Below are 20,112 nucleotides of genomic sequence, written 5' to 3' on the forward strand. Positions count from 1 at the left end.
GCGTCCTGTTCGACGGAAGGAGCGTGGCACACCGTCTTCCGCGACCCGTGGCGTCTCGGCGGGCCACACAAGTGAGCTGCGAGGCGCTCCTCACCAGCATGGGCGAGAAGCCCGGCAGTCTGGTCGCTCAGTTGTTCCAGGTTTCGTCGTAGGGATCGTGGGGCGTTGGTGCCGGCCTGGCTTCGGTGACCTGGAGGAAGGGGATCGGGCCGTTGTTCACAGGGTCCCGGGTCCGCTGCGCGGTATACCTGCCTGTCACCTCCAGCCATGCGTTCGGCTGCAAGACGGGCGGAATGTTCCCGGTAAGGCCGATTTTCACCGGCTGGGCGTCTGCGGCACAGCAGTTGAGGGCCATGCGGACGAGGTAGGGAGTTCCCGAGCGAGCCACGGCGACGAAACCGGTGATCCGCACGCTGCGGCCTTCCAGGGAATGGCCGTGGTCGTAGAACGCGCGGCCCGCATAGTCGACCAGGCTGATCGGTACGGGGTCGCCGGTCGGGAGTTTCGCATAGCCGTACGGTGGCTGCAGGGCTGTACCGGTGCGCATCGCGCTGTAGGAGCCCAGGGCCGGCGGGGCGACGAGGATGAGGGCGAAGAGGGGGAGGACGAGGAGCCATGACATGAGAGGTTCGCGGTGGGTGTGCTCCCGGGTCTCGTCACCGGTACAAGCCTCCCGGACCTTGCGACGCGCGCGCTTCCACTCGTACCAGGCCGTCGCCAGCGCAGTCACGGTCAGGAGCGTCCCGGCCATCAGCAGCAGAGGGCGCAGGCCCGCTTTGACGTAGCGCAGGTACAGGTCGGTGAGGCCCGCGTGCAGCAGGGCCACGCCGATCAGGAGCAGGACCGCCGCCTGTGCCTGCCGGTTCACAGCAGCACCGTCCCGGTCAGCACCGCGCCCGCGATGGCGAGGGCGAAAGTGGTGGGTGCGAAGCGCAGCGCGAAGCCGCGGCCGAAGGTGCCCGCCTGCATCGCGAACAGCTTCAGGTCGATCATCGGGCCGACCACCAGGAACGTAAGCCTGGCCGTCAGTGAGAACTGGGTCAGCGACGCCACCACGAACGCGTCGGCCTCCGAGCAGATCGACAGCACTACGGCGAGGACCGCGAGGGCCAGGACCGCAAGTACCGGATTGCCGGCTGCCGTGCGCAGCCAGCTCGCCGGAGCCGCTGTCTTCAGCGTGGCCGCGGTCATTGCGCCAAGGACCAGGAAGCCACCCGCGTGCATCGTGTCGTGCCGGACCGAGCCCCAGAACCTCTCTCCTTTGCTCTGGCCGGTGTCCTTCGTGTGTGCTGGCAGGCGCAGCCAGTCGGTGCGGCCGAGGCGCTGCCACAGCCAGCCCATCACACAGGCCACCAGCAGACTCGCCAGGAAGCGGGCCAGGACCATCCGCGGGTCGCGTGGGAAGGCGACGGCCGTGGCGGTCAGGACGATCGGGTTGATCGCTGGGGCGGACAGCAGGAACGCGAGGGCCGCGGCCGGTGTGACACCCCGTCTCACCAGTGCGCCGGCCACCGGCACGGACGCGCACTCACAGCCAGGCAGTACCGCACCCGCCACACCGGCGACCGGGACGGCGAGGGCGGTACGGCCGGGCAGGGCGCGGGCGAAGAACGAGGGCGGTATGAAAACGGCGATCGCCGCCGACAGCAGCGCGCCGAAGACGAGAAAGGGCAGCGCTTGGACCACCATCGCGACGAACACCGTCATCCAGCTCTGCATCACCGGGGTGGCCAGTGCCCGGCGGATCGGGCCCTGCATGAGGACAACGATGAGCAGGAGCATGGTCAGGGCGAGGGAGGAGTTGAAGTGCCACCTTTCCTGGCCTCCTCGGTCCCGCTCCCCGCCGGCTTGTGGTTGCCGAGTCCGGGAAAACGGCCCGGGCGGGGCGGCTTTGCTGATGGCCACGGGTGAGCTACCTCCGGCAAGGTCGTGCGAAGGTAAGTGCCTTCTCCTTCCATACGGCCGCGATGCCTCGGTGTCTCACCGTGAAGATGCGCAATTACTCCCGCAACTACGGTGGCGCGCGTCCATCGCTGGCAGGTCAACTCCCTGCATCGACGAAACCTGAGCGAGTCACCACGCGTCTCCCCTCCCCGAACGCGGGCAGGTGCATCCTCACGCCGACCGGGACGTGACGGCGTGACGTCCCCACACGGTGTTCGCCCACTCTGCGGGGCTCCTCACCAGACCAGGCTGGTCCTCCTCAAGCGTTGCACGACCGGGCCAGCCCGCTCTCCTTAGCTCCCTGGCACTGTGGCCTGCCCTTCGGGTCACCTTGCCGACCAGATGAAGATGGTGGCGAGGTGGAGTCCGGCGAGGTAGATGGTCGCGGTCAGGCCGCGCCACTGTTTGAGCTTGTTGATGCACCGTTCGAGGGTGTTGCGCTGCTTGTGGGCCTCGCCCTCGAAGGTCCATAGGGCAGGGCGCGACCGCTCTCAGCGCTTGCGTCGACGCCCGCCCCGGCCCGCTGCCACTCCCGCGGTTGTCGTTTCCCTCTCCGGGCCGGGGCGATCGGCTGCGACCACCAGGGCCGCCAAGAGCGTCGTGACCGGTACCGAGGCGACCAGACCGATGGAGCCGACCAGTGTGCGGACGATCTCCTCGGCCACCAGCTCGCTGTTGGCGACTGTGCCCACGCCGCTCTGGGCGATGGAGAACAGGAGCAGCAGCGGCAGGGCGGCGCCGGCGTAGGCGAGGACGAGGGTGTTGACCACGGAGGCAATGTGGTCGCGGCCGATGCGGATGCCTGCCCGGTACAGCCCGCGCCATCCCATCGTGGGGTTGGCGTCGTGCAGCTCCCAGACGGCCGATGTCTGCGTCACCGTGACGTCGTCGAGCACGCCGAGGGAGCCGATGATGACGCCTGCGAGGAGCAGACCGCTCATGTCGAGCTTCGGATAGAGACCGTGTATCAGGCCGGTGCTGTCGTCCGTGTTGCCGGTGAGGGCGGCCCATCCGATGAACGCAGAGCCCAGGATGCCGATCAGCGCGAGCGAGAGCAGGGTGCCGAGCACCGCCACCGATGTACGGGCCGACAGGCCGTGGCACATGTACAGCGCGATCAGCATGATGGCACTCGAGCCGACCACCGCTACGAGCAGTGGATTCGAGCCCTGCAGGACCGCGGGCAAGATGAAGAAGTTCAGCACCATGAAGCTGATGGCCAACGCGACCAGCGCCATCACCCCGCGCAGCCGACCCACCGCTACGACGGCGAGTGCGAAGATGCCGGCGAGCAGGCCCATCGGGAAGCGGCGGTTGACGTCGGCGACTGAGTACTGCAGGTACCTGGGAGCGGAGGGTTCGTAGGCGGTCACGACCTTCTCGCCCTGGTGTAGTTGTCGCGTCTGGTCGGGCTGCACGATCTCGGTGAAGGTGCGGCCCTTGTCCTTGCCGGTGTCGACTCGGATCGTGGCTTTGTGGCAGGTGCCGTTCGCCTCTTGCTGCGCCGAGTTGCTCTCGGCGGTGGAGGTGTCGCCGGTGGGGGTCTCGCCGGAGGCGTTCACCGACTTGCAGCTCACCTCGACGACTTTGGTGACCGTCGCCTGCTGGGTCTGCTGGTCGAAGCCGACGCCGGTGCGCTTGTGCGGCGGCGCACCGCCCGGCCACAGCACCACGAGCCCCACCACGACCGCGGCTGTGAAGGGGATCAGGATCGCCGCGATGACCTTGCGCAGGTGCCGGGAGACCGGCGTGGCGGGCCCGTGGCTGTGGCTGTGTCCGTGAGTATGCGCTGGTGCGTGACCGGCCGCGTCCGCTCCGGGACCGTGACCGGAGCCATGCCCGGTCACGGGTGCGTGCCCGTGGCCTGTCGTCTGAGAGGGGACATGGTCCGTGCCGGCATCGGGTGCGTAGCCGGGGTGAGGTGTCGACTCAGGAGGATTTCCGTACCCGTAGTCGCTTGCACGATCACCCCTCGGTGAGGGCGGGTCGCCGACTCGGATCCAGTCTCCGGCACTCTGCCGGTCAGCGGTTCCCATGCCGTGCCCCTTCGCGGTTGTCCGTGCCCTCCCCGGAGCCGGTCCTGGGCGGCGGCTCTGAGGAAGAGTACGGGAACGGCTGTGCCGTGCACTCAGCCCGGGCGTCGCCGGACGATCGAGCGTTCTGCTCACTGTGTATGGATCATGAACCTCTTCACCGGCCGCATTGTCCGCACCGCTCCGGGCGCGTGCCGCGAAAAGCCCGTCGCCATTCGAAATCCCATGATTTGGTCATGACGGCGTGTGGGCGGGGCTCCCGGACGGCCCGCTCGCCTATCTTCAGCCGTGTATCCGATATTTGGAGTAAAAATGCCAAAAGCGGATGAAATGATCGATGCGGTCGGAGGGGTGGCGGCAGTAGCCGTCCGTAGGCCTCAACGTCGCCGGATCTCATGGCCGATGGTGGCCGGAAGCCTGGCAGTCGTGAGTGTGGCCGTCCTGGGTCCGGCGGCTTGGGGCGCCCAGTGGCTCAGTCATCCCGCCGTCCAAGCCTGGCGCACGGTGTGCCTTGCCATCACTGTTCAGGCGCTTCCTTTTCTCCTCCTGGGCACGGTTCTGTCCGGAGCAATCAACGCGTTCGTACCCGCCGAGCTGTTCACGCGGGTGCTGCCGAAGCGACCCACGCTCGCGGTTCCGGTGGCCGGCGTGGCAGGCGCCGTGCTACCCGGCTGCGAGTGCGCCTCCGTCCCGGTCGCGAACAGCTTGATCCGCCGGGGCGTCACCCCGGCCGCCGCCTTCGCCTTTCTGCTCTCCGCGCCCGCGATCAACCCGGTGGTACTGACCGCCACCGCCGTGGCCTTCCCCGACAGTCCGGCGATGGTCGCGGCCCGGCTGCTCGCGTCGCTCGCGACCGCCGCCGTGATGGGCTGGTTGTGGCTCTGGCTGGGCCGGGAGAAATGGCTGCGGCCGACCGTCCGGCACACCGGCCACCGGCACGGTCACAGCCGGTGGACCGAGTTCCGGCTCGGCTTCCAGCACGACCTCCTGCACGCCGGGGGCTTTCTCGTCCTCGGTGCCATGGCGGCGGCCACCTTCAACGTGACCGTGCCACGCTCCGTCCTCGACACCTTCTCCGGATCGCCCGGGTGGTCGGTCCTTTTCCTGACCGGACTGGCTGTGGTGCTGGCGGTGTGCTCGGAGGCCGACGCCTTCGTCGCGGCATCGTTGACCGGGTTCTCGCCGACCGCGCGGCTCGCGTTCATGGTGGTCGGGCCGATGGTCGACCTGAAGCTGATCGCGCTTCAGGCAGGAACGTTCGGGCGGGAGTTCGCCTGGCGCTTTTCCACCGCGACCACCGTGGTGGCGGTCGCCGCCAGCGCACTGATCGGAGGCGCGCTGCTGTGAGACGCCCCGTACAGGTGTCGCTCCTGGTCCTGACCGGCGCCGGTCTGCTGCACTCCGCGGTCCTCAACGACCTCTACCTGCGGTACGTCAAGGAGGGGTTGCGCCCGTTGCTGATCATCTCCGGCTTCCTGCTGGTACTGCTCGGCCTGGCGGGGGCGGTGCTCGACCGGGGACGGGATGAGCATGCCGACTACGGGCACGGTCACTCCGGCGCACCGCGCATCGCCTGGCTGCTGTTCCTGCCCGCACTGAGCCTGCTCCTCTACGCCCCGCCGGCCCTCGGCGCGTACACCGCGGCGCGCTCGAACGACAAGGCGGTCAAGGAGCAGAAGCAGTTCGCTCCGCTGCCCGCGACCTCACCGCTGCCCATGACCCTCACGGACTACACCGCCCGCGTCCGCCAGGACCGCGCACTGGCCATCAAGGGCCGCACCATCCTGATGACCGGCTTCGTCACCCCGGCCAAACAGGGGGACGGCTGGTATCTGACCCGGATCATCTTCACCTGTTGTGCTGCGGACTCGCAGTCTGTGAAGGTACGGATGTACGGGACTGAAGCCCCGCCCGCCAACACCTGGCTGGCGGTGACCGGGACCTGGCATCCGAAGGGCACGCTCGGCACAAGGGCCGCCGAAGCCGCCCTTGACGTCCACGGCACCAGACCGATCTCCCCACCGGTCAATGCCTACACGGACGACCTGCCGCTCACACCTGACTCAGCAGCCGGCAGCGAGCTCAGGGCTGCACGAGGTGGTGCAGGGTGAGACGGGCTAGGGATGCGTAGGCCAGCAGCACGGGCTGCGGGCCGGGCATCGTCGGGTGCGCCGGAACGTCCCCCGGCCGATCACGATCGGCCGGGAGACGGCCTCCCGCCCACTGAGGATTGAGGCATGCGAGCCCGATCTCGTTGAAGCGGTGGATTACGTCCCTCGCAGTGTCATCGTCTGCCTGCACCAGGCGGGCGATGACCGGGACGGTGCTGCCGCCCGCCGAGGCAAGCAGCATCATCGCCCGCCTGAACCGCACCGAGCTCGTGCTGCCCCGCCGCACGATCTGCTGAAGCCTCTGCCCCTCCTGCTCAGTCAGCCTGCGGACCTTGACCTGTGGTGCCATTCCCGCCCCTTGGTTGGTTCACGTCCAACCAACACAACGAGCAACCCGGCAAACGTTCCCGGTCACAGCACTAGACACAACGGGCTCCCCCTGGTTATCAACGCTATGCATTCGCCGAAGCGGCGACCAGTCCTGTATGGCCTATCGCCTGCCAGCGGCTCTCCCGCTCCTTGCTGGCAGAGGAGACGGGGGACATCGCCGCCCGCGCCCAGGCCGTCGAACTCCTGAACGAAGACACGGACCTTGACTGCGCTGCCGTGCGTTTCTGTGCCCGGCCGTGCGCAGTCGTCGAGTCCGCCCTGCCGCGCATCCCGCACGGGCACGGCCGGTATCGGCCGCTGCGCTTCCATCAGGCGACGGTAGGGTGGTCGAACTCTATGGTCCCGCGGCCATGCCGAACTACTCCACTCCGCACACAAGTTGTCTCACCATTGAGCCGATCGATATGGAGCGTGTGCGAGTCGAGACGGTCCGGGCCCGCACGGCGCGTGCTGGCTTACCTCGCTGGTTCTGGCCGCGCATTCACACCGTCCGAGCCTGGGCCATTGGCAGTTGAGTACCGGCATCCGCTGGGGCGACGCCGGTACCTTGGCCCACGACTGGCTCGAGTACAGTCCGCTCCTGGTCGATATCGCCGCGGACCAATTCACATCCCACGCATCAATGCGCGACGTAGTTGACGTAGATTTGTCCGGTATCATTGTCAAATACGCTGACCGTTAGGTCCGATGGATTGACACCCACGTACTTGCCCCATAGATGAATCAGCTGTTCTGCTCCATTTTCATTGTCGTACGGAGCATTTACACGGATCGTTGCCGCATCCGGCGTCGAACTATCCACCTTAGTCACCCCCTTCCACGGCTTACCGTGTTCGTCGAGCCACTTGCGAAACTCGATCGTCTTCGGAAGGGCCACAAATGGCTCAGTGTCCGCCGCGTAGGGGTCCGCAGGCTTATTCTCCGAGCACCCAGTACACGCCAGGGTCAACAAAACGACGGCAGCACCAAATATCTTGCGCACGACTGACCTTTTCTATCTATTGGTCCAAATATGACGAGTTCTAGTCGAATCGCCCACAAAAGCATCCTGCTACCCGCATCGCAGCCGCGTTTGCTTTGGATCTGCACAGGGCAGGAGCAAGGCTGGGCCCGACCGGCCTTGCGGCGATGTGGGACGAGTACTGGTGCCCTGGTAACCGCCGGCGGTGAGACCTAGGAGCTGTTGCTGCCGGACTCGGTGAACACAGTGCAGTCGCTAGTGCCGACCGCGACTGCAGCGTTCTCCTCCCATAACTAGCGGTCTCGGCAATCCTGCGATTCCTCGTGCATGGTCAAACCTTGCAGAAGTCGCTGCTCTTCAAAATCTTGTTGATCTGCTTGCCTTGTGCCTCAGTGGTCGTCACATCCTTGTACGTGAAGCGCTGAGACGCCGACCAGTCCATCCTGCTGCCACCACCGTTGATCGCGCTGCACTGGTTGCGGGCCGCGTCGATGGCCTTGTCGTCGTACTTCACGATGTCCGGATTAACCGCAGAGAGATCGTGAAGCAGTTGAGCACGCTTAGCACCGGTGGGCTTAGGTGGAATGCCGGCGGCCTTTTCGGCAGCGCCCCAGTCGACGCTCGGTGTCGCCGAGGGCTTCGGCTTGTGAGGCTTCGGGTTGTCCTTCCGGCTGCCGGCGGTGGCGGACTTATCGCTCTTGCCGCCGCCGGTGTCGTCGGAGCTTCCGCTGGCGATGCCGCCTACCACGAAGAGAGCGAAGATGCCGAGGCAGCCAAGTCCGACCTTCTTCCCGGTGCTGTGCTTCTTCGGCGGCTGTGGCGCAGGCGCGCTCCATCCGGCTTGCTGCTGCGGGTACTGCGCCTGATGCATGTTCTTCCCTGGGTCTGTGCTGTGCCTTGCGGGTGTGTGACTAGTGAAGGAGTTGTGCGGTTGTGCTGCATCGGCGATGTTCACTTAATCGTGATCATCTGGCAGCGGGTGCTGCCCACGCTCCATCCCAGTAGGACGGGTGAAACCCGGAACTGCGCAGCTCAGGTCTTGTAGTGGATGCCGTCCGGCGGCCTTCGCCGACAGCAGCCAGGAACAATCCCCGCAGACCCGGGGACGAGTTCTACACGCCCGTGTCCGGTCACCGGCCGCCGCAGCTACCCCCGAGGCGCGAGGGTGACGCATCGCCGACGACTGCGTCTTCCTGCACGTGACGTCCGCTCGCGGGGGTAGCTCGCCAACACCAGCCCACCCGCTGCCCGAACTGCGTTGTCCCTGTGCCTGCGGGGGTAGCTCCAGCCGGGTCGTGGCAGTGACCACCATCTGATCGTCGTCCCCGCGCCACGGGGGGTAGCTCGGCTGGCTCCCTCGTGCCCGCCGCCCCGGCCGCCGGGGTCGGCTTCCCACCCGCTTACTCCCGGGCGAAGGCCCCGACCTCGCCTGTCGTGTCCCAGCCCGGCCACGGCCCTACGCCACCGTTCCCACGTCCGCACCCAGAGAGCCAGTTGCGCCTGCGCCGCCCGCCCCAGGGCCTGGTCGGTGAGAGTGACTCGCTTGAAGGCAGGATGTAGCACTGGTCACTCTGGCCGCCGTGCTCGCCGGCGAAGGCATGCCCGAAGTGCACGCGACTCGGCGGTGCCGCTGGGGTTCCGATCGCTGTCGGGGTATTCGTCTACCCGCCAGCAGTATTGGCGGTGACAGAACGGGAGAAAGGTCTCGTAGCGGTGACGGGCAAAAGGGATGTGGCTCTCGCCAGGAGATTGGCCGCACTGGCACGAACGGGTCTGTCGGCGTCGGCGGACGCGGGTATGGACCGGTTCGCGCGGTTGGTGGCGAACATGCTGGACGTGCCGGTGGCGCTGGTGGCGCTGGCCGAGGACGGCCGCCAGGTGTTTCCAGGCATGGCCGGGGCGGGCCAGCCGTGGTCGGTGTCCCGGCAGACCGCGCTGGCGCACTCCCTTTGCGAGTACGTGGTGGACTCCGGTGCTCCGCTGGTAGTGACCGATGCCCGTACCGATCCCCGGACGCTCAGCGGACCGGTGGTCGCCCACCTCCGCGCGGCCGGCTACGCGGGCATGCCGCTGGTCGACTCCCACGGGGTCGTCCTGGGCGCGCTGTGCGCGGTCGATCCCCGGCCTCGTCAGTGGAGCGAGCGGGAGGTGCAGGCACTCGAGGACCTGGCCGCCGCGTGCGGAGCGGAACTGCGGCTGCGGATCGTCTCCCGGCAGGCCGAGGAGGCCCGCGCCGAGACGGCCGCGCTCCTGGCACGCTCCGAACTGGTGCTGAGGGCCTCGGAAGTCCTGGCCGACACCGTCGGGGTGGAGGAGGTCCGCACCCAGGTCGGTGAACTGATCACCAGCGATCTCAAGCCGGTCTACGTCGGCTTCAGCCTCGAACCCGTGAACCGCCCGGGCCGGGCCCGCAGACAGCCGCCTGCCGAGGCTCAGGCGCCGCAGGTCGACCCGGAAGAAGGCGCGTGGCCCACGGCCCGCGCCGTGCAGCGCAAGCGCCTGGTGGAGGTGCACGGCATCGACGAAGTCCGGGCCGCCTACGGCAGGGATGCGGCCGCCCGCTGGGAACGCCTCGGCTTCGCCTCCATGGTGTGCCTACCCCTCGCTGGCACCCGCCGGATGCTCGGAGCGCTGGCCCTGGCCTGGGACACCCCGCACAGACCCGACCTGGCCGAACGCGCGGTCCTGTACGCCATCAGCGGCTACGCCGCGCAAGCACTGGAGCGGGCCCAGTTCCTCGACGACCGCATCGACGTGGCCCGCCAACTCCAGGAGGCCATGCTCACCGACCTGCCCACCATCGACGGGCTGGAGATGACCGCCCTGTACCGGCCCGCCGCCGCGCAGGACATGGTCGGCGGCGACTGGTACGACGCCTACACTCTCAACCGCGCCAAATGCCCCGACGGCGAAACCGCGACGCTCGCGGTGACGATCGGCGACATCACCGGCCACGACATGCGCGCCGCAACCCTGATGGGGCAAGCGCGCAGCATGCTCCGCCAAGCCGACCACGACCACCCCGACGGCGGCCCCATGACCGCCGTACAGGCCCTGGAGAGCGCCAACACCGCGCTGAACATCAACCTGTCGGGCACCCTCGTCCACGCCCACCTCGCCCCCGCCGCAGACGGCTGGACCCTGACCTGGACCAACGCCGGCCACCCAGCCCCCCTGTTCGCCCGGCCAGGCACAACCTGCGAGCACCTTGACCAACACGACCTGCTGATCCACCCCGGCCTGCACGGCCACCGCACCCAGCAGCGCCTGCACCTGCCCGTCGGCGCCACCCTCCTGCTCTACACCGACGGGCTCGTCGAACGCCCCGGACATGACATCGACGCCGCCATCCAGCACGCCTGCGCCCTTCTGCACGAGGGCGCCGACAGCCCGCTGGAGGAAGTTCTTGAGACGATCGCAGACCTCGTCGCGGGGGACACGCCTGCCGACGACGTCGCCCTCCTCGCCCTGCGCGTCACGCACCCACCCCACGCAGGTCCCGTGCCGACTGCACCGTGATTCAGCGCGACACCAACCCCTCGACGCCGACGACGCCCGCCAGCCGCTCACCGGCGACCGGGCGTTCTCCTGGTCTTGCGACTTCCGCCGACGGGACACCGCCCCGGGAATACCCGACTACACCAGTCTGCTCTGCCGCTGAGGTTGCATCAAGCCCCACGCCACTGGTCCACCTCGCGCCGGTTCTGTGAGTGATGTGGCGGACGGAGGCGTTGGGGTCGCCTGCGCGGTTCACGGAGCTGACCGTAGCGACGGACGGCACACCACAGGCAAATTCACACCTACGGGCCAGATCAATGGGTGGCAGGAGGCGACCAGCGAGCCCAGTCCGGTAGTGGAGGCGGGCAGCAGTCCGAGTGGAGATGACGCCAAGTACGGGGGAGCGGGAGCGCTGCTGGCTGGCCGTCGTCGCCGCGGCGGAGGCCGATCTCACACCACCCAACTCGGTATTGGGATAGCCCGGTATAACAATCCCTTGTACGAAGCTGCTTGCTGTGAGCGGCCCAGGGAGGGAAACCCACTTATGGAGCTGCGCCCCTTCGACCAGCCGAACGTCACGGCCGAGCGGTTCGCCCGGATCGGTGCCTTCCTGGACGCTCGCATTACCCCGCCGTCGCCGATGACGTGCCCCACGCGGGCGTCGCGGTGTCCCAGGACTACTTGTCCTCGGAGAACTCCGTCGTTCTCAAGCCTCGTACCGGGCCGGTAGGGTCCCGGGCATGAGCGAGCAGGCGATCCTGATGATGGGTCCGGCGGCCGGCCAGGTCGTCGACGTGGAGTTGAACGGAAACGGGTGGCCCCCGGACCACCTGGTGGTGGAGCCCGTATCGCAGGAGCGCGTAGCCGAGTGGCTCAGGCCGCTGGTGCACGAGCCGGAGATCTACCTACGGACGTTCTGGAACTGGAGCGTCAACGGCAAGCCTGCCAAGGACGAAGAGGGTCGATGGGTCTTCATGGGGCGCGACCCGCGCGATCCGAACCGTCACGCTCGTTAGCCTGGCGGGCCATCTACACCGCCTTGGATCCTGGATAAGCTCCCGCTCTCTGGAGCATAACCATCGTGGCGGGCACTCAGGAAGGAAGCCGGGGCGCCGGTCGGCTCTCCAGCATCACGGTTATGCCGATGACTGCGACACTGTCCGCTAGGGACGGTCTCGTCCTTAAACTCTGCCGCGGTTGCCGATGAGTTCGTGCCGCCAGGGCCAGATCGCGGCGATCCGCAGGCGACGGCGGCGGCCGCCGCGGGTGATGCGGGCGGCTGCGTGCAGCCGCCGGTAGCGCAGCTTCTTCGGCTCAGCGGTGGCCAACTCTCCTTCCAGCAGCAGGGTCTGGGTCCAGGCGAGCAGGTCGGTGGTGACCAGGGACAGCTCCAGCCATGCTTGATTGAGGGTGAAGTGGCGGGAGGGGGAGCGGCCGAAGCCGGTGGTCTTTCCGCAGCGGATGCGGTCCTCGAGGCGTGCGTGTGCGCGGTGGCGGACCTCCAAATGCTGCAGTGAGCCTTCGCCGTAGAGGGTGTCGGTCAGGAAGACCTGGTGGCGCATGCCCTCGTCGAGGTCGAACACGGACAGTTGGGCGCCGGGGTGCGGACGCTCGCAGCGGACGATGATCCGGGTGCCGTCGGGGTAGCCGTCCAGGTCGACCATGCCCGTCAGCTCGGCGACCTCGGCGCCGGCGCGGAGGGTGCTGTCTTGCTCCAGTGCGGGGTGGTGGTCTTCCCCCTCGGTATCGGTCAGTGGCCCGACATCGGGCGCAGGCGCACGGGGACGGAGGCGTGTCCGTTGCTGATGAGACTCGGCAGCTTCTTCAGCGCGGTTCGCTCCGTGGCGAGTTGGGCGTCGGGGAAGCGTTCGAAGAGCAGGCGAAGCGCGGTGGCGACTTCGAGTCGGGCCAGCGGGGCACCGAGGCAGAAGTGAACGCCGTGTCCGAAGGCGAGGTGTTCCTTGCTGGGGCGGGTGGCGTCGAAACGGTCGGCCTCCTTGTGCCAGTCGGGGTGGCGGTTGGCGGCGGCGTAGGAGGCAAGGATCGCCTCGCCGGCCTTGATCGTCCGGCCGTCGGGGAGCGAGATGTCGGTGCGGGCGTAGCGCAGGGGAAGGTGCTTGACCGCGGGCTGGTGGCGCAGGGTCTCCTCGACGACGTCCTGCCAGGTGCAGCGGCCTTCCCGGATGTGGGCGAGCTGCTGGGGATCGGTGAGCAGGGTGGTGATGGCCTGGTCGATCACGTTGACGGTGGTCTCGTATCCGGCGCTGATCACCAGCAGGAGCGTGTCGCGTAGCTCGGCGTGGCTGAGGGCGGAGCCGTCTTCCTCGTCGCGGGTGGCGATCAGCAGCGAGGCCATGTCCTCACCGGGCTCAGTGCGCTTGGTCTCGATCAGGACGTCCAGCAGGCCGTAGAGGGCGGCGGTGTTCGCGGCTTGTTCCTCGACGGAGAGATGGGTGGCGAACACGTTGTCCACCACGGTGCGGAACTCGGCGCGCTGGTCGGCGGGGACGCCCACGAGCTTGCCGATGACAGCGATCGGGAGCGGGTAGGCGAGGTGCTCGCGCAGGTCGACCGTCCCGTCGGCCGGGAGGCCGTCGAGGATGCCGTCGACGAAGGCCTCGATGTCCGCCTGGAGGGCGGCGGTACGGCGGGCGGAGAGGGCGGGGGCAACCATGCGGCGCAGGCGGCTGTGATCCTTGCCGTAGGCGGTGAACATGTTCTCCACCGCGACCCACAGGGCCAGCGGCCAGGTGGTGACGGTCTCTGCGAAGGCCGGCCAGTGGGCGCGGCCGTCCTTGGAGACGTCCTTGCTGGTCAGGAGCTGCTTGAGGAGGGCCGGGTCGGAGACCGACCAGGCGCGTACGCCGAGGATGTCCACCAGCGTCGCCGGGCCGCGCTCGCGCAGGGCCCGGTGTTCGGCGTCCGGGTCGGATCCGGTCGGGTCGAGGACGAGTATCTGCTGTTCGGACACGTTGAGGTCTCTTTCAGCTCGTGGGGAAGGTGACGGGCAGGGCGACCAGGCAGCGGTGGAAGGGAGGAAAACGCCAGACGACGTCGTCCCGGTGGCCGTCGAGGTCCATCACGGGCAGAGCGTCGACGACGTGGAGGATGGCGGCGTCGGCGATGAGGCACGCATGCGATCTGGCCGGGTAACTGTGCGGGCCGGCTCCCCAGGTGAGGTGGACCCGATTGGCCCAGCGGCCGGTGGGATCCCAGCGTGGAGTCGTTGTTGCAGGCGGTGTGACTGATGACCACCGGCGGTCGGCCGGAAGCAGAAAGCCGCCGATGTCGACCGGCCGGGTCGGGTAGGTCATCACGAAGTTCGCCAACGGGGGGTCGCGGTGCAGGACGCTGTCCTGAGCCTCGCGGACGGAGGCATCGCCTGCGTGCAGGTCTCCGGAGGACTCGGTGTTGGTGAGGGCGCTCGACGGCGTAGATTTCGTCGATGCTGCCTTCGGGCAGGTAGCGGCGGGGGAAGGCGATCCCTTGGTCGTGCATCTTGAAGAGCACGGCGGTGACCGGCCGCAGGAGCCGGTTGCGGTAGGCGGTGCGGGCCTCGGTGTGCTCTGTCCACTCGGCGCCGATCCGGGCCGCGGCCTCGGACTCGATCTGCTCCTGCAACATCCGCTCGGCCACACTCCGCACGAGTTCGAGTCGGTCCGCCGAACGTAGTGACTCCAGCAGGCGGAGTAAGTCAGGCCGGGACAAGGCCACCGCGCACCTCCTGCGTTGCTCCGGTTCACCATGGAGAGTTGCACGGTGGCTGCCTCATGCGCAGGGAGCGGAAACCGTCACCGGATGCACGCCCCGGGCATCCGCCCGCGCACACCCGCACGGTGGGCTACGGAGGTGAGTTGAGGACGCTCAGGACGTTCACATCGGTGATGCTGCCACCTGGGTCTGACAGTGGCAGTTGCCCCGCTGCGATCGCAGGGCACCGTCGCCGCGGACGTGACCGGTGATGGCGGCGCGCCCTTGAGAAGGGCGGCCCTGAGCGCGGCTCGTGGCTGTCGGGGCATGATCGGGGCGAGACGATTCCTGGGGGCACGTCAGGGGAGTCGCCCACGGGCACTCGCGCTCCCCGTGCCCGCGGGGATGGTCCCGCGCAGGTACTCGGGCTGTGCCCCGGCGCGTCGTGCGCGCCGGCCCGCGTACACGGAGACCTGGGCACGGTAGCCGTCCTACTTCGGCTCCGCCGCCCACCCGGCTAGCAGGGCAGGACTGTCCACCGGTGTGCTCAGTTTCGGCTCACAGGCTGACTTGGCCGACCGCGGAGGCCATCGAGGGCTCCGAACACGGCGAGATCGAGTACGACCTCACGCGGGCCGGATTGGAACGGAACCGATGGCCACGGCCGGGCGCGTTTGCCGGCGTGCGGCGTCCCGGCGGACCGCTCAGCGCCGCAGGTAGGCGAGGACCGCGAGGACCCGCCGGTTGTCCTCCGCCGACGGGGCGATGCCGAGCTTGGCGAAGATGTTCGCGGTGTGTTTGGCGACGGCGCTCTCGCTGAAATGGAGGGTGGCGGCGATGGCGGTGTTGGAGCGGCCCTCGGCCATGAGTTCCAGGACGTCGCGTTCGCGCGGGGTGAGGGCGGAGATCGTGCCGCGGGCCTCGCCGCGCGCCAGCAGGCGTCCGATCACCTGCGGGTCCAGGACGGTGCCGCCCGCGGCGACGCGGCGTACGGCGTCGATGAACTGGCCGGTGTCGGTGACGCGGTCCTTGAGGAGGTAGCCCACCGCGCCGTCGTCGCTGGAGAGGAGTTCGTTGGCGTAGAGCTGGTCGACGTACTGGGACAGGACGAGCACGGGCAGGCCGCGGTGGTGGCGGCGGGCTTCGAGGGCGGCCTGGAGGCCCTCGTCGGTGTGGGTGGGCGGCAGGCGTACGTCGACGACCGCTACGTCCGGCCGTTCCTCCAGCAGGGCGCGTAGCAGGCCGGGGCCGTTGTCCACCGCGGCGACGACGTCGAAGCCGTGCTCGGTCAGCGTGCGGAGCAGGCCGTCCCTCAGCAGGAAGAGGTCTTCGGCAAGGACGACGCGCACGGGATCTCCAGGGTGACGGTGGTCGGGCCGCCCTGCGGGCTGTGCAGGGCGAAGGTCCCGTCGAAGGTAGCCAACCGCCCGCGGACTCCGAGCAGCCCGGTCCCCCGAGAGGGATCCGCACCACCGCGGCCGTCGTCGGTGATGGTGACGCGCAGCCGCGGCCCGTCGGGGTCCGTGTCCTCGTGCACCAGCAGGACGCCCACGCGGCCGGCACCGGAATGCTTCGCCGCGTTGGCCAGCAGCTCGTTGACGGCGAAGTAGGCGGCCGACTCCACTGCGGCCGGCAGCCGCACGGCGATACGGACGTCGACGTCCACATCGAGGAAGCTGTCGAGGGCCAGGGAGCGCACGGCATCGCCCAGGCCGCGGTCGATCAGGACTGGCGGCTGGATGCCCCGGACCAGGCCGCGCAGATCCTCCAGGGCCCGCCCGGAGAGCTCGCGCACCTCCAGCAGCACCGCTCGGGCGGCTGGCGGATCGTCCTCCAGCAGCCGGGTCGCGCTGTCCAGGCGCATCCCGAGGGCGACGAGCCGCGCCTGGGCCCCGTCGTGCAGATCCCGCTCGATCCGCCGCAGCTCGGCCGCCTGCCCCTCCAGCACCTCGGTCCGGCTGTCCGTCAGTTGCCCGACCCGGCGCTGGAGCTCGGTGACGCGCGGGGCGGCGAGCAGCCGCCGTCCCCACCGCGCGTGCAGGCGCAGTACCAGCGGTGCGAGGAGCAGCCCCACCGCCGTGAAGCCGAGGCCCAGCACAAGCGCCGCGAGCATCAGCCCGGTGCTGTGGACGGGCACGAATGCGTACCAGTTGCCGTCGTCGAGGAGCCGCCACACGAACGGCTGTACGAGCGCCCCGAACAGCCCGTACACCACCAGGGACGGCGGCACGGCCACCAGCAGGCCGCCCACCAAAGGCTCCAGCCACGCCCAGGACAGGTCCCGCCACAACCCCGCGTCGGCCAGGACCGCGCGCGCCCCCGCGGGCCGGGGAAGCGGACCCGGTGCGGTGACCCGCACCCCCGACCACCGCTCCGCCCTCCGCCGGGCGATGTCACCGCACCGGCGCAACGCGCCCGAGGCGGGCGGCAGCAGCCACAGGCCCAGACCGACGGGCAACAACAGCAGCGCACCCACGACGCCCGCACCGGCCGCCATCACCCGCAAGCCCAGCAGACCGGCGAGATGGCAGCGGCCGACGGCGGCCAGGTGGCGGAAAAGCCCCGTACGGAGCGCGGCGGATCTCGAACTCATGTCCCGTGCAGGGTAGTCGCTCCAGGCACCGCCCCCGCCGCTCTCCGACCGGCCCGCAGCGAGAAGGCGACTACCGAGGCGGCCACCGGCAGACAGGACAGCCCGAAGCACACCATGGGCAGGACCGTGCCCGACTCCTCGTCCAGGAACAGAAGCAGCCCGATGTTGACCAGCGCGTGGAAGCCGCCGGCGAGCAGCAGCCGCCGCCATCCGCCCGTGCCCTCCAGCGCGACACCCAGGACCACCGACATCGCCACCGTGGCCATGAGGAACCCCGCGGCGTAGAGGGGCGCCTGCGCGAACACCTGCACGTGCCAGGCCCCCCACAACACACCCACCACCACCGAGGAGGCGACCCTCCCCAGACGGCTGCGCAGCAGCGGCTGGAGGAAGCAGCGCCAGCCCACCTCCTCCCCACAGGCCCCCACCAGCTGCGCCACCACGATCAGCGCGAACGCGTGCTGCAAAGACGCGGGCGACGTGAAGGGCACCTCCCCGCGGACCGCGTAGTACCCGAGCACGCAGAGCGCGACGATCAGCCCGGCCGCACCGAGCAGCATCGCACCGCCCAGGGAGCGGGGACCCGAACCCGCCCCGGCGGCGCCCCGCAACAGCTCGCGCGTCCGCCGGCGCCGGTACAGCGCCACCACGCCCACCGCGAGGGCCGGCCCGAACTGGGTGAGCTGCACGACCTCTTCCGGTATGCCGGTCGCCGGCTGCACCGCCCCCAGCGCCCCGGCCGCCACGAAGGCCACGACCGAGAACACGACCACCGTGCCCCACACTCCGCCCCGCCGCTCCGTCCGCCCCGCGAAGTCCGCACGCATGCCCCCCATGAGCACGTTCCTCTCCCTGGCGATGAATCAGTACGCGGACCACGATGCCCCCCGGCGCCCGGCAGGCCACTGCACCTGGCAACCGGGCCGAGGTGGACCTGGATACACCCCTCCCACCGCGCCCTACGGCGAGATACGCCTGGCCGCCCCGGACACCCGGAGCCGCCCTCCCCACCCGAACCCGGCCACCACGCCGTGCCCGCCGCGGCGTCGGTACGCCAGCCAGACGCCCACCACCGCGACGGCGCTCGCCGGCCAGGTCGCGCTGCTCAACAGCCCGGCGAGCAGCGGGTCGACGAACGCGCCCGAGACGTGGCGGGGTGGGGGTGCGTTGGCAGTTGACCGCCCACCCGAGGGCGCTGGGGTTCCAGTCGGGTCGATCGCGGCGAGCTGTGCCGCGCTGCCGGGCCACGTCCGCGTTTTTGGCGAGCCCGTGTTTCTTGCGGCAGTTGGCCAGCCATTGCCCGACCGGCTTGTCCAGCGCCGTCGCGGTCACCGGGGCCGCCAGCGTTCCCATCTCGGCGTAGTAGGCGCGGGCTGCGGACAGATTTTCCTCCCAGACCGCGTCTGCCGGGTCCCACACCATGCCCAGCTCGTCCAGGTCCGCCGCCCGTTCCGCAGGCATCCTCCCGGCCGTCAAGGCCCGGCGTTGATCTGCCAGTCACCTCGCCAGCGGGTAGGAGTGTCCGGCCGGCATCAGCTCCCGGTGTCCGTACGGCACCGCCAGATGCCCCGCCTGCTCCCGGCGGCAGCGCACTCGGTGGCTGCGTTGGCTGGGTGCTGGCAGTAGTCTACGGATCTGCGTCGCTCCTCGGGAATGGCTCAGCCGTCTGGGCAGATGACGAAGAGCGGGTAGGGGAGTCGGCGGGGTTGGTCGCCGATCTCGTTGAGCGCGGCGCGGATGTCGTGCAGATGGCCGGTGGTCATCTGCAGCGGGGGTTCGTGCGGCTGGTAGGTGGTGCGGACCGGGTAGTCGATGCCTGGTTCGGTGGTCATCTCGATGTGGCAGCCCAGGACGTGAGTGACCGGTCTGTGTTGGCTGAACTCGATCAGGCGGTCGATGGTCTGGGCGTAGGCGGACCAGTCCTGGACGTAGAGCCGGCCGGGGTAGACCGTGTCGCCGGTGAGCAGGAACCCGGTCCATGGGTCGTAGAACGTGACCGCTGCCTCGTGGTGCCCGGGGGTGGCCAGGCACTCGAGCACGCGGCCTCCCAGATCGACTCGCGCCACGGCGTTGGGGTCCTTATCGAATCCGAAGTGTCTCCAGGCCGTGGTGAGGTCTGCGTCGACCACCGTGGTCTGAGGGCGGTCGGCGAACTGGTGGTCGCCCGCGATGTGATCGTCGTGGGCGTGGGTGTGCAGCACCAGCAGGTGGTAGTTCCGTCGGGGGTGGCGGGCGAGCCAGCCGTCGACAAGCTCGTCAACCATTCGGCGCAGGGGGAAGAACTCGGCGGACGCGGTGGCTCCGGTGTCGATCAGCACCGCCTGTGTGGTGCCGAACAGCAGGAACAGGAACGGCGCCTCGTAGTTGATCGCCATGTTCTGCCGCAGGATGACGGTGTGCTCGTCGTAGGCGTAGACCTGAATGTCCGGGTCGGTGTTGTGCTTGGACGATGGTGAGCCGTGGATCCAGCGGACGTCCAACTCGCGAAGCTGGCGGACCGGGCGGTCGAAATCCATGAAGGGTGTGCCTGCGGACATGACGTCTCCTGGGTGCGTCGTCTTAGCGGACCGGGTACGGCGCACATCTCGTCCGGGGCTGGCACTTGAGAGCCTCCGCCGCGAAGCTCTGTCGACTCGGCTCGTCCGTGAGAACCAAACGGTCGTGATCGAGGACCTGACCGTCCGTAACCGGCAAGCTCGCGCGCGCCATCTCGGATGCGGCGTGGACGGAACTTCGCTCCATGCTGGAGTACAAGTGCGCCTGGTACGGGCGCGAACTCGTCGTGATCGACCGCTTCTTCCCGTCCAGCAAGCTGTGCGGGGTCTGCGGTGCGGTCCGCGGGAAGCTGCCGCTGAACGTCCGCGAGTGGACGTGCGCCTGTGGCGCCGTGCA

Annotated in this window: 15 protein-coding genes, 4 pseudogenes and 1 riboswitch; of the genes and pseudogenes, 6 read left to right on the forward strand and 13 right to left on the reverse strand. The window is 69.0% G+C overall.

Annotated elements, in window-relative coordinates:
• Positions 1-127: 127 nt before the first annotated feature.
• The 3 genes from ABZ478_RS37510 to ABZ478_RS37520 all read right to left on the reverse strand — a co-directional run bounded on the left by ABZ478_RS37510 (position 128) and on the right by ABZ478_RS37520 (position 3,791).
• On the reverse strand, positions 128-868 hold the full coding sequence (locus ABZ478_RS37510) for a TIGR03943 family protein (RefSeq protein ID WP_359557026.1): 741 nt from the start codon (positions 866-868) through the stop codon (positions 128-130).
• On the reverse strand, positions 865-1,905 hold the full coding sequence (locus tag ABZ478_RS37515; protein WP_359557029.1) for a permease: 1,041 nt from the start codon (positions 1,903-1,905) through the stop codon (positions 865-867). Before ABZ478_RS37515 ends, ABZ478_RS37510 begins: the two co-directional genes overlap by 4 nt.
• Positions 1,906-2,435: 530 nt before the next feature.
• Positions 2,436-3,791: a YibE/F family protein gene (locus tag ABZ478_RS37520; RefSeq protein WP_359557032.1), complete on the reverse strand. Its 1,356-nt coding sequence runs from the start codon at positions 3,789-3,791 to the stop codon at positions 2,436-2,438.
• A 498-nt stretch (positions 3,792-4,289) separates the two neighbouring features.
• On the opposite strand from ABZ478_RS37520, the gene ABZ478_RS37525 reads away from it, so the two are divergent.
• Together ABZ478_RS37525 and ABZ478_RS37530 are read left to right on the forward strand one after the other, a co-directional pair.
• The gene (locus ABZ478_RS37525) at positions 4,290-5,324 is read left to right on the forward strand and encodes a permease (RefSeq protein WP_359557035.1); all 1,035 of its coding nucleotides are present in this window, start codon (positions 4,290-4,292) and stop codon (positions 5,322-5,324) included.
• Complete coding sequence (locus tag ABZ478_RS37530; protein WP_359557037.1) at positions 5,321-6,088, forward strand: TIGR03943 family protein; 768 nt, start codon at positions 5,321-5,323, stop codon at positions 6,086-6,088. The genes ABZ478_RS37525 and ABZ478_RS37530 overlap by 4 nt, the downstream gene beginning before the upstream one ends.
• Before the next feature lie 97 nt (positions 6,089-6,185).
• On the opposite strand, the pseudogene ABZ478_RS37535 reads toward ABZ478_RS37530, so the two are convergent.
• From ABZ478_RS37535 to ABZ478_RS37545, 3 genes and pseudogenes are all read right to left on the reverse strand, one after another.
• Positions 6,186-6,437 (reverse strand): annotated as a pseudogene (locus tag ABZ478_RS37535) (helix-turn-helix domain-containing protein); the annotation flags it as partial.
• A 660-nt stretch (positions 6,438-7,097) separates the two neighbouring features.
• Complete coding sequence (locus ABZ478_RS37540) at positions 7,098-7,460, reverse strand: hypothetical protein (protein ID WP_359557038.1); 363 nt, start codon at positions 7,458-7,460, stop codon at positions 7,098-7,100.
• 310 nt (positions 7,461-7,770) lie between these two features.
• The gene (locus tag ABZ478_RS37545; RefSeq protein ID WP_359557041.1) at positions 7,771-8,310 is read right to left on the reverse strand and encodes a hypothetical protein; all 540 of its coding nucleotides are present in this window, start codon (positions 8,308-8,310) and stop codon (positions 7,771-7,773) included.
• Positions 8,311-9,236: 926 nt separating this feature from the next.
• On the opposite strand from ABZ478_RS37545, the gene ABZ478_RS37550 reads away from it, so the two are divergent.
• Positions 9,237-10,958, forward strand: a complete 1,722-nt coding sequence (locus ABZ478_RS37550; RefSeq protein ID WP_359557043.1) for a SpoIIE family protein phosphatase — start codon at positions 9,237-9,239, stop codon at positions 10,956-10,958.
• A 719-nt stretch (positions 10,959-11,677) separates the two neighbouring features.
• On the forward strand, positions 11,678-11,953 hold the full coding sequence (locus ABZ478_RS37555; RefSeq protein WP_359557046.1) for a hypothetical protein: 276 nt from the start codon (positions 11,678-11,680) through the stop codon (positions 11,951-11,953).
• A 165-nt stretch (positions 11,954-12,118) separates the two neighbouring features.
• Here ABZ478_RS37555 and ABZ478_RS37560 read toward each other — a convergent pair.
• Together ABZ478_RS37560 and ABZ478_RS37565 are read right to left on the reverse strand one after the other, a co-directional pair.
• Positions 12,119-12,637, reverse strand: a pseudogene (locus tag ABZ478_RS37560) (transposase); the annotation flags it as partial.
• 50 nt (positions 12,638-12,687) lie between these two features.
• Positions 12,688-13,908, reverse strand: a complete 1,221-nt coding sequence (locus tag ABZ478_RS37565; protein WP_359557047.1) for a cytochrome P450 — start codon at positions 13,906-13,908, stop codon at positions 12,688-12,690.
• A 443-nt stretch (positions 13,909-14,351) separates the two neighbouring features.
• Between ABZ478_RS37565 and ABZ478_RS37570 the strand changes: the two genes are divergently transcribed.
• A complete protein-coding gene (locus ABZ478_RS37570) occupies positions 14,352-14,609 on the forward strand; it encodes a hypothetical protein (RefSeq protein WP_359557050.1) in 258 nt (85 codons plus the stop codon).
• Between the two features lie 722 nt (positions 14,610-15,331).
• On the opposite strand, the gene ABZ478_RS37575 is transcribed toward ABZ478_RS37570, so the two are convergent.
• The 5 genes and pseudogenes from ABZ478_RS37575 to ABZ478_RS37595 form a co-directional block, all read right to left on the reverse strand.
• Complete coding sequence (locus ABZ478_RS37575; protein WP_359557052.1) at positions 15,332-15,976, reverse strand: response regulator transcription factor; 645 nt, start codon at positions 15,974-15,976, stop codon at positions 15,332-15,334.
• Positions 15,940-17,220: a histidine kinase gene (locus tag ABZ478_RS37580; RefSeq protein ID WP_359557062.1), complete on the reverse strand. Its 1,281-nt coding sequence runs from the start codon at positions 17,218-17,220 to the stop codon at positions 15,940-15,942. Before ABZ478_RS37580 ends, ABZ478_RS37575 begins: the two co-directional genes overlap by 37 nt.
• On the reverse strand, positions 17,217-18,056 hold the full coding sequence (locus tag ABZ478_RS37585; protein WP_359557054.1) for a CPBP family intramembrane glutamic endopeptidase: 840 nt from the start codon (positions 18,054-18,056) through the stop codon (positions 17,217-17,219). Before ABZ478_RS37585 ends, ABZ478_RS37580 begins: the two co-directional genes overlap by 4 nt.
• A gap of 445 nt (positions 18,057-18,501) precedes the next feature.
• Positions 18,502-18,681, reverse strand: a pseudogene (locus ABZ478_RS37590) (helicase associated domain-containing protein); the annotation flags it as partial.
• A gap of 197 nt (positions 18,682-18,878) precedes the next feature.
• Complete coding sequence (locus ABZ478_RS37595) at positions 18,879-19,757, reverse strand: MBL fold metallo-hydrolase (RefSeq protein WP_359557057.1); 879 nt, start codon at positions 19,755-19,757, stop codon at positions 18,879-18,881.
• A gap of 11 nt (positions 19,758-19,768) precedes the next feature.
• A riboswitch (guanidine-III (ykkC-III) riboswitch) is annotated at positions 19,769-19,836 on the reverse strand.
• Positions 19,837-19,845: 9 nt separating this feature from the next.
• On the opposite strand from ABZ478_RS37595, the pseudogene ABZ478_RS37600 reads away from it, so the two are divergent.
• Positions 19,846-20,112, forward strand: a pseudogene (locus ABZ478_RS37600) (zinc ribbon domain-containing protein); the annotation flags it as partial.

The organism is Streptomyces sp. NPDC005706, from assembly GCF_040631045.1.
Lineage (GTDB): Bacteria > Actinomycetota > Actinomycetes > Streptomycetales > Streptomycetaceae > Streptomyces.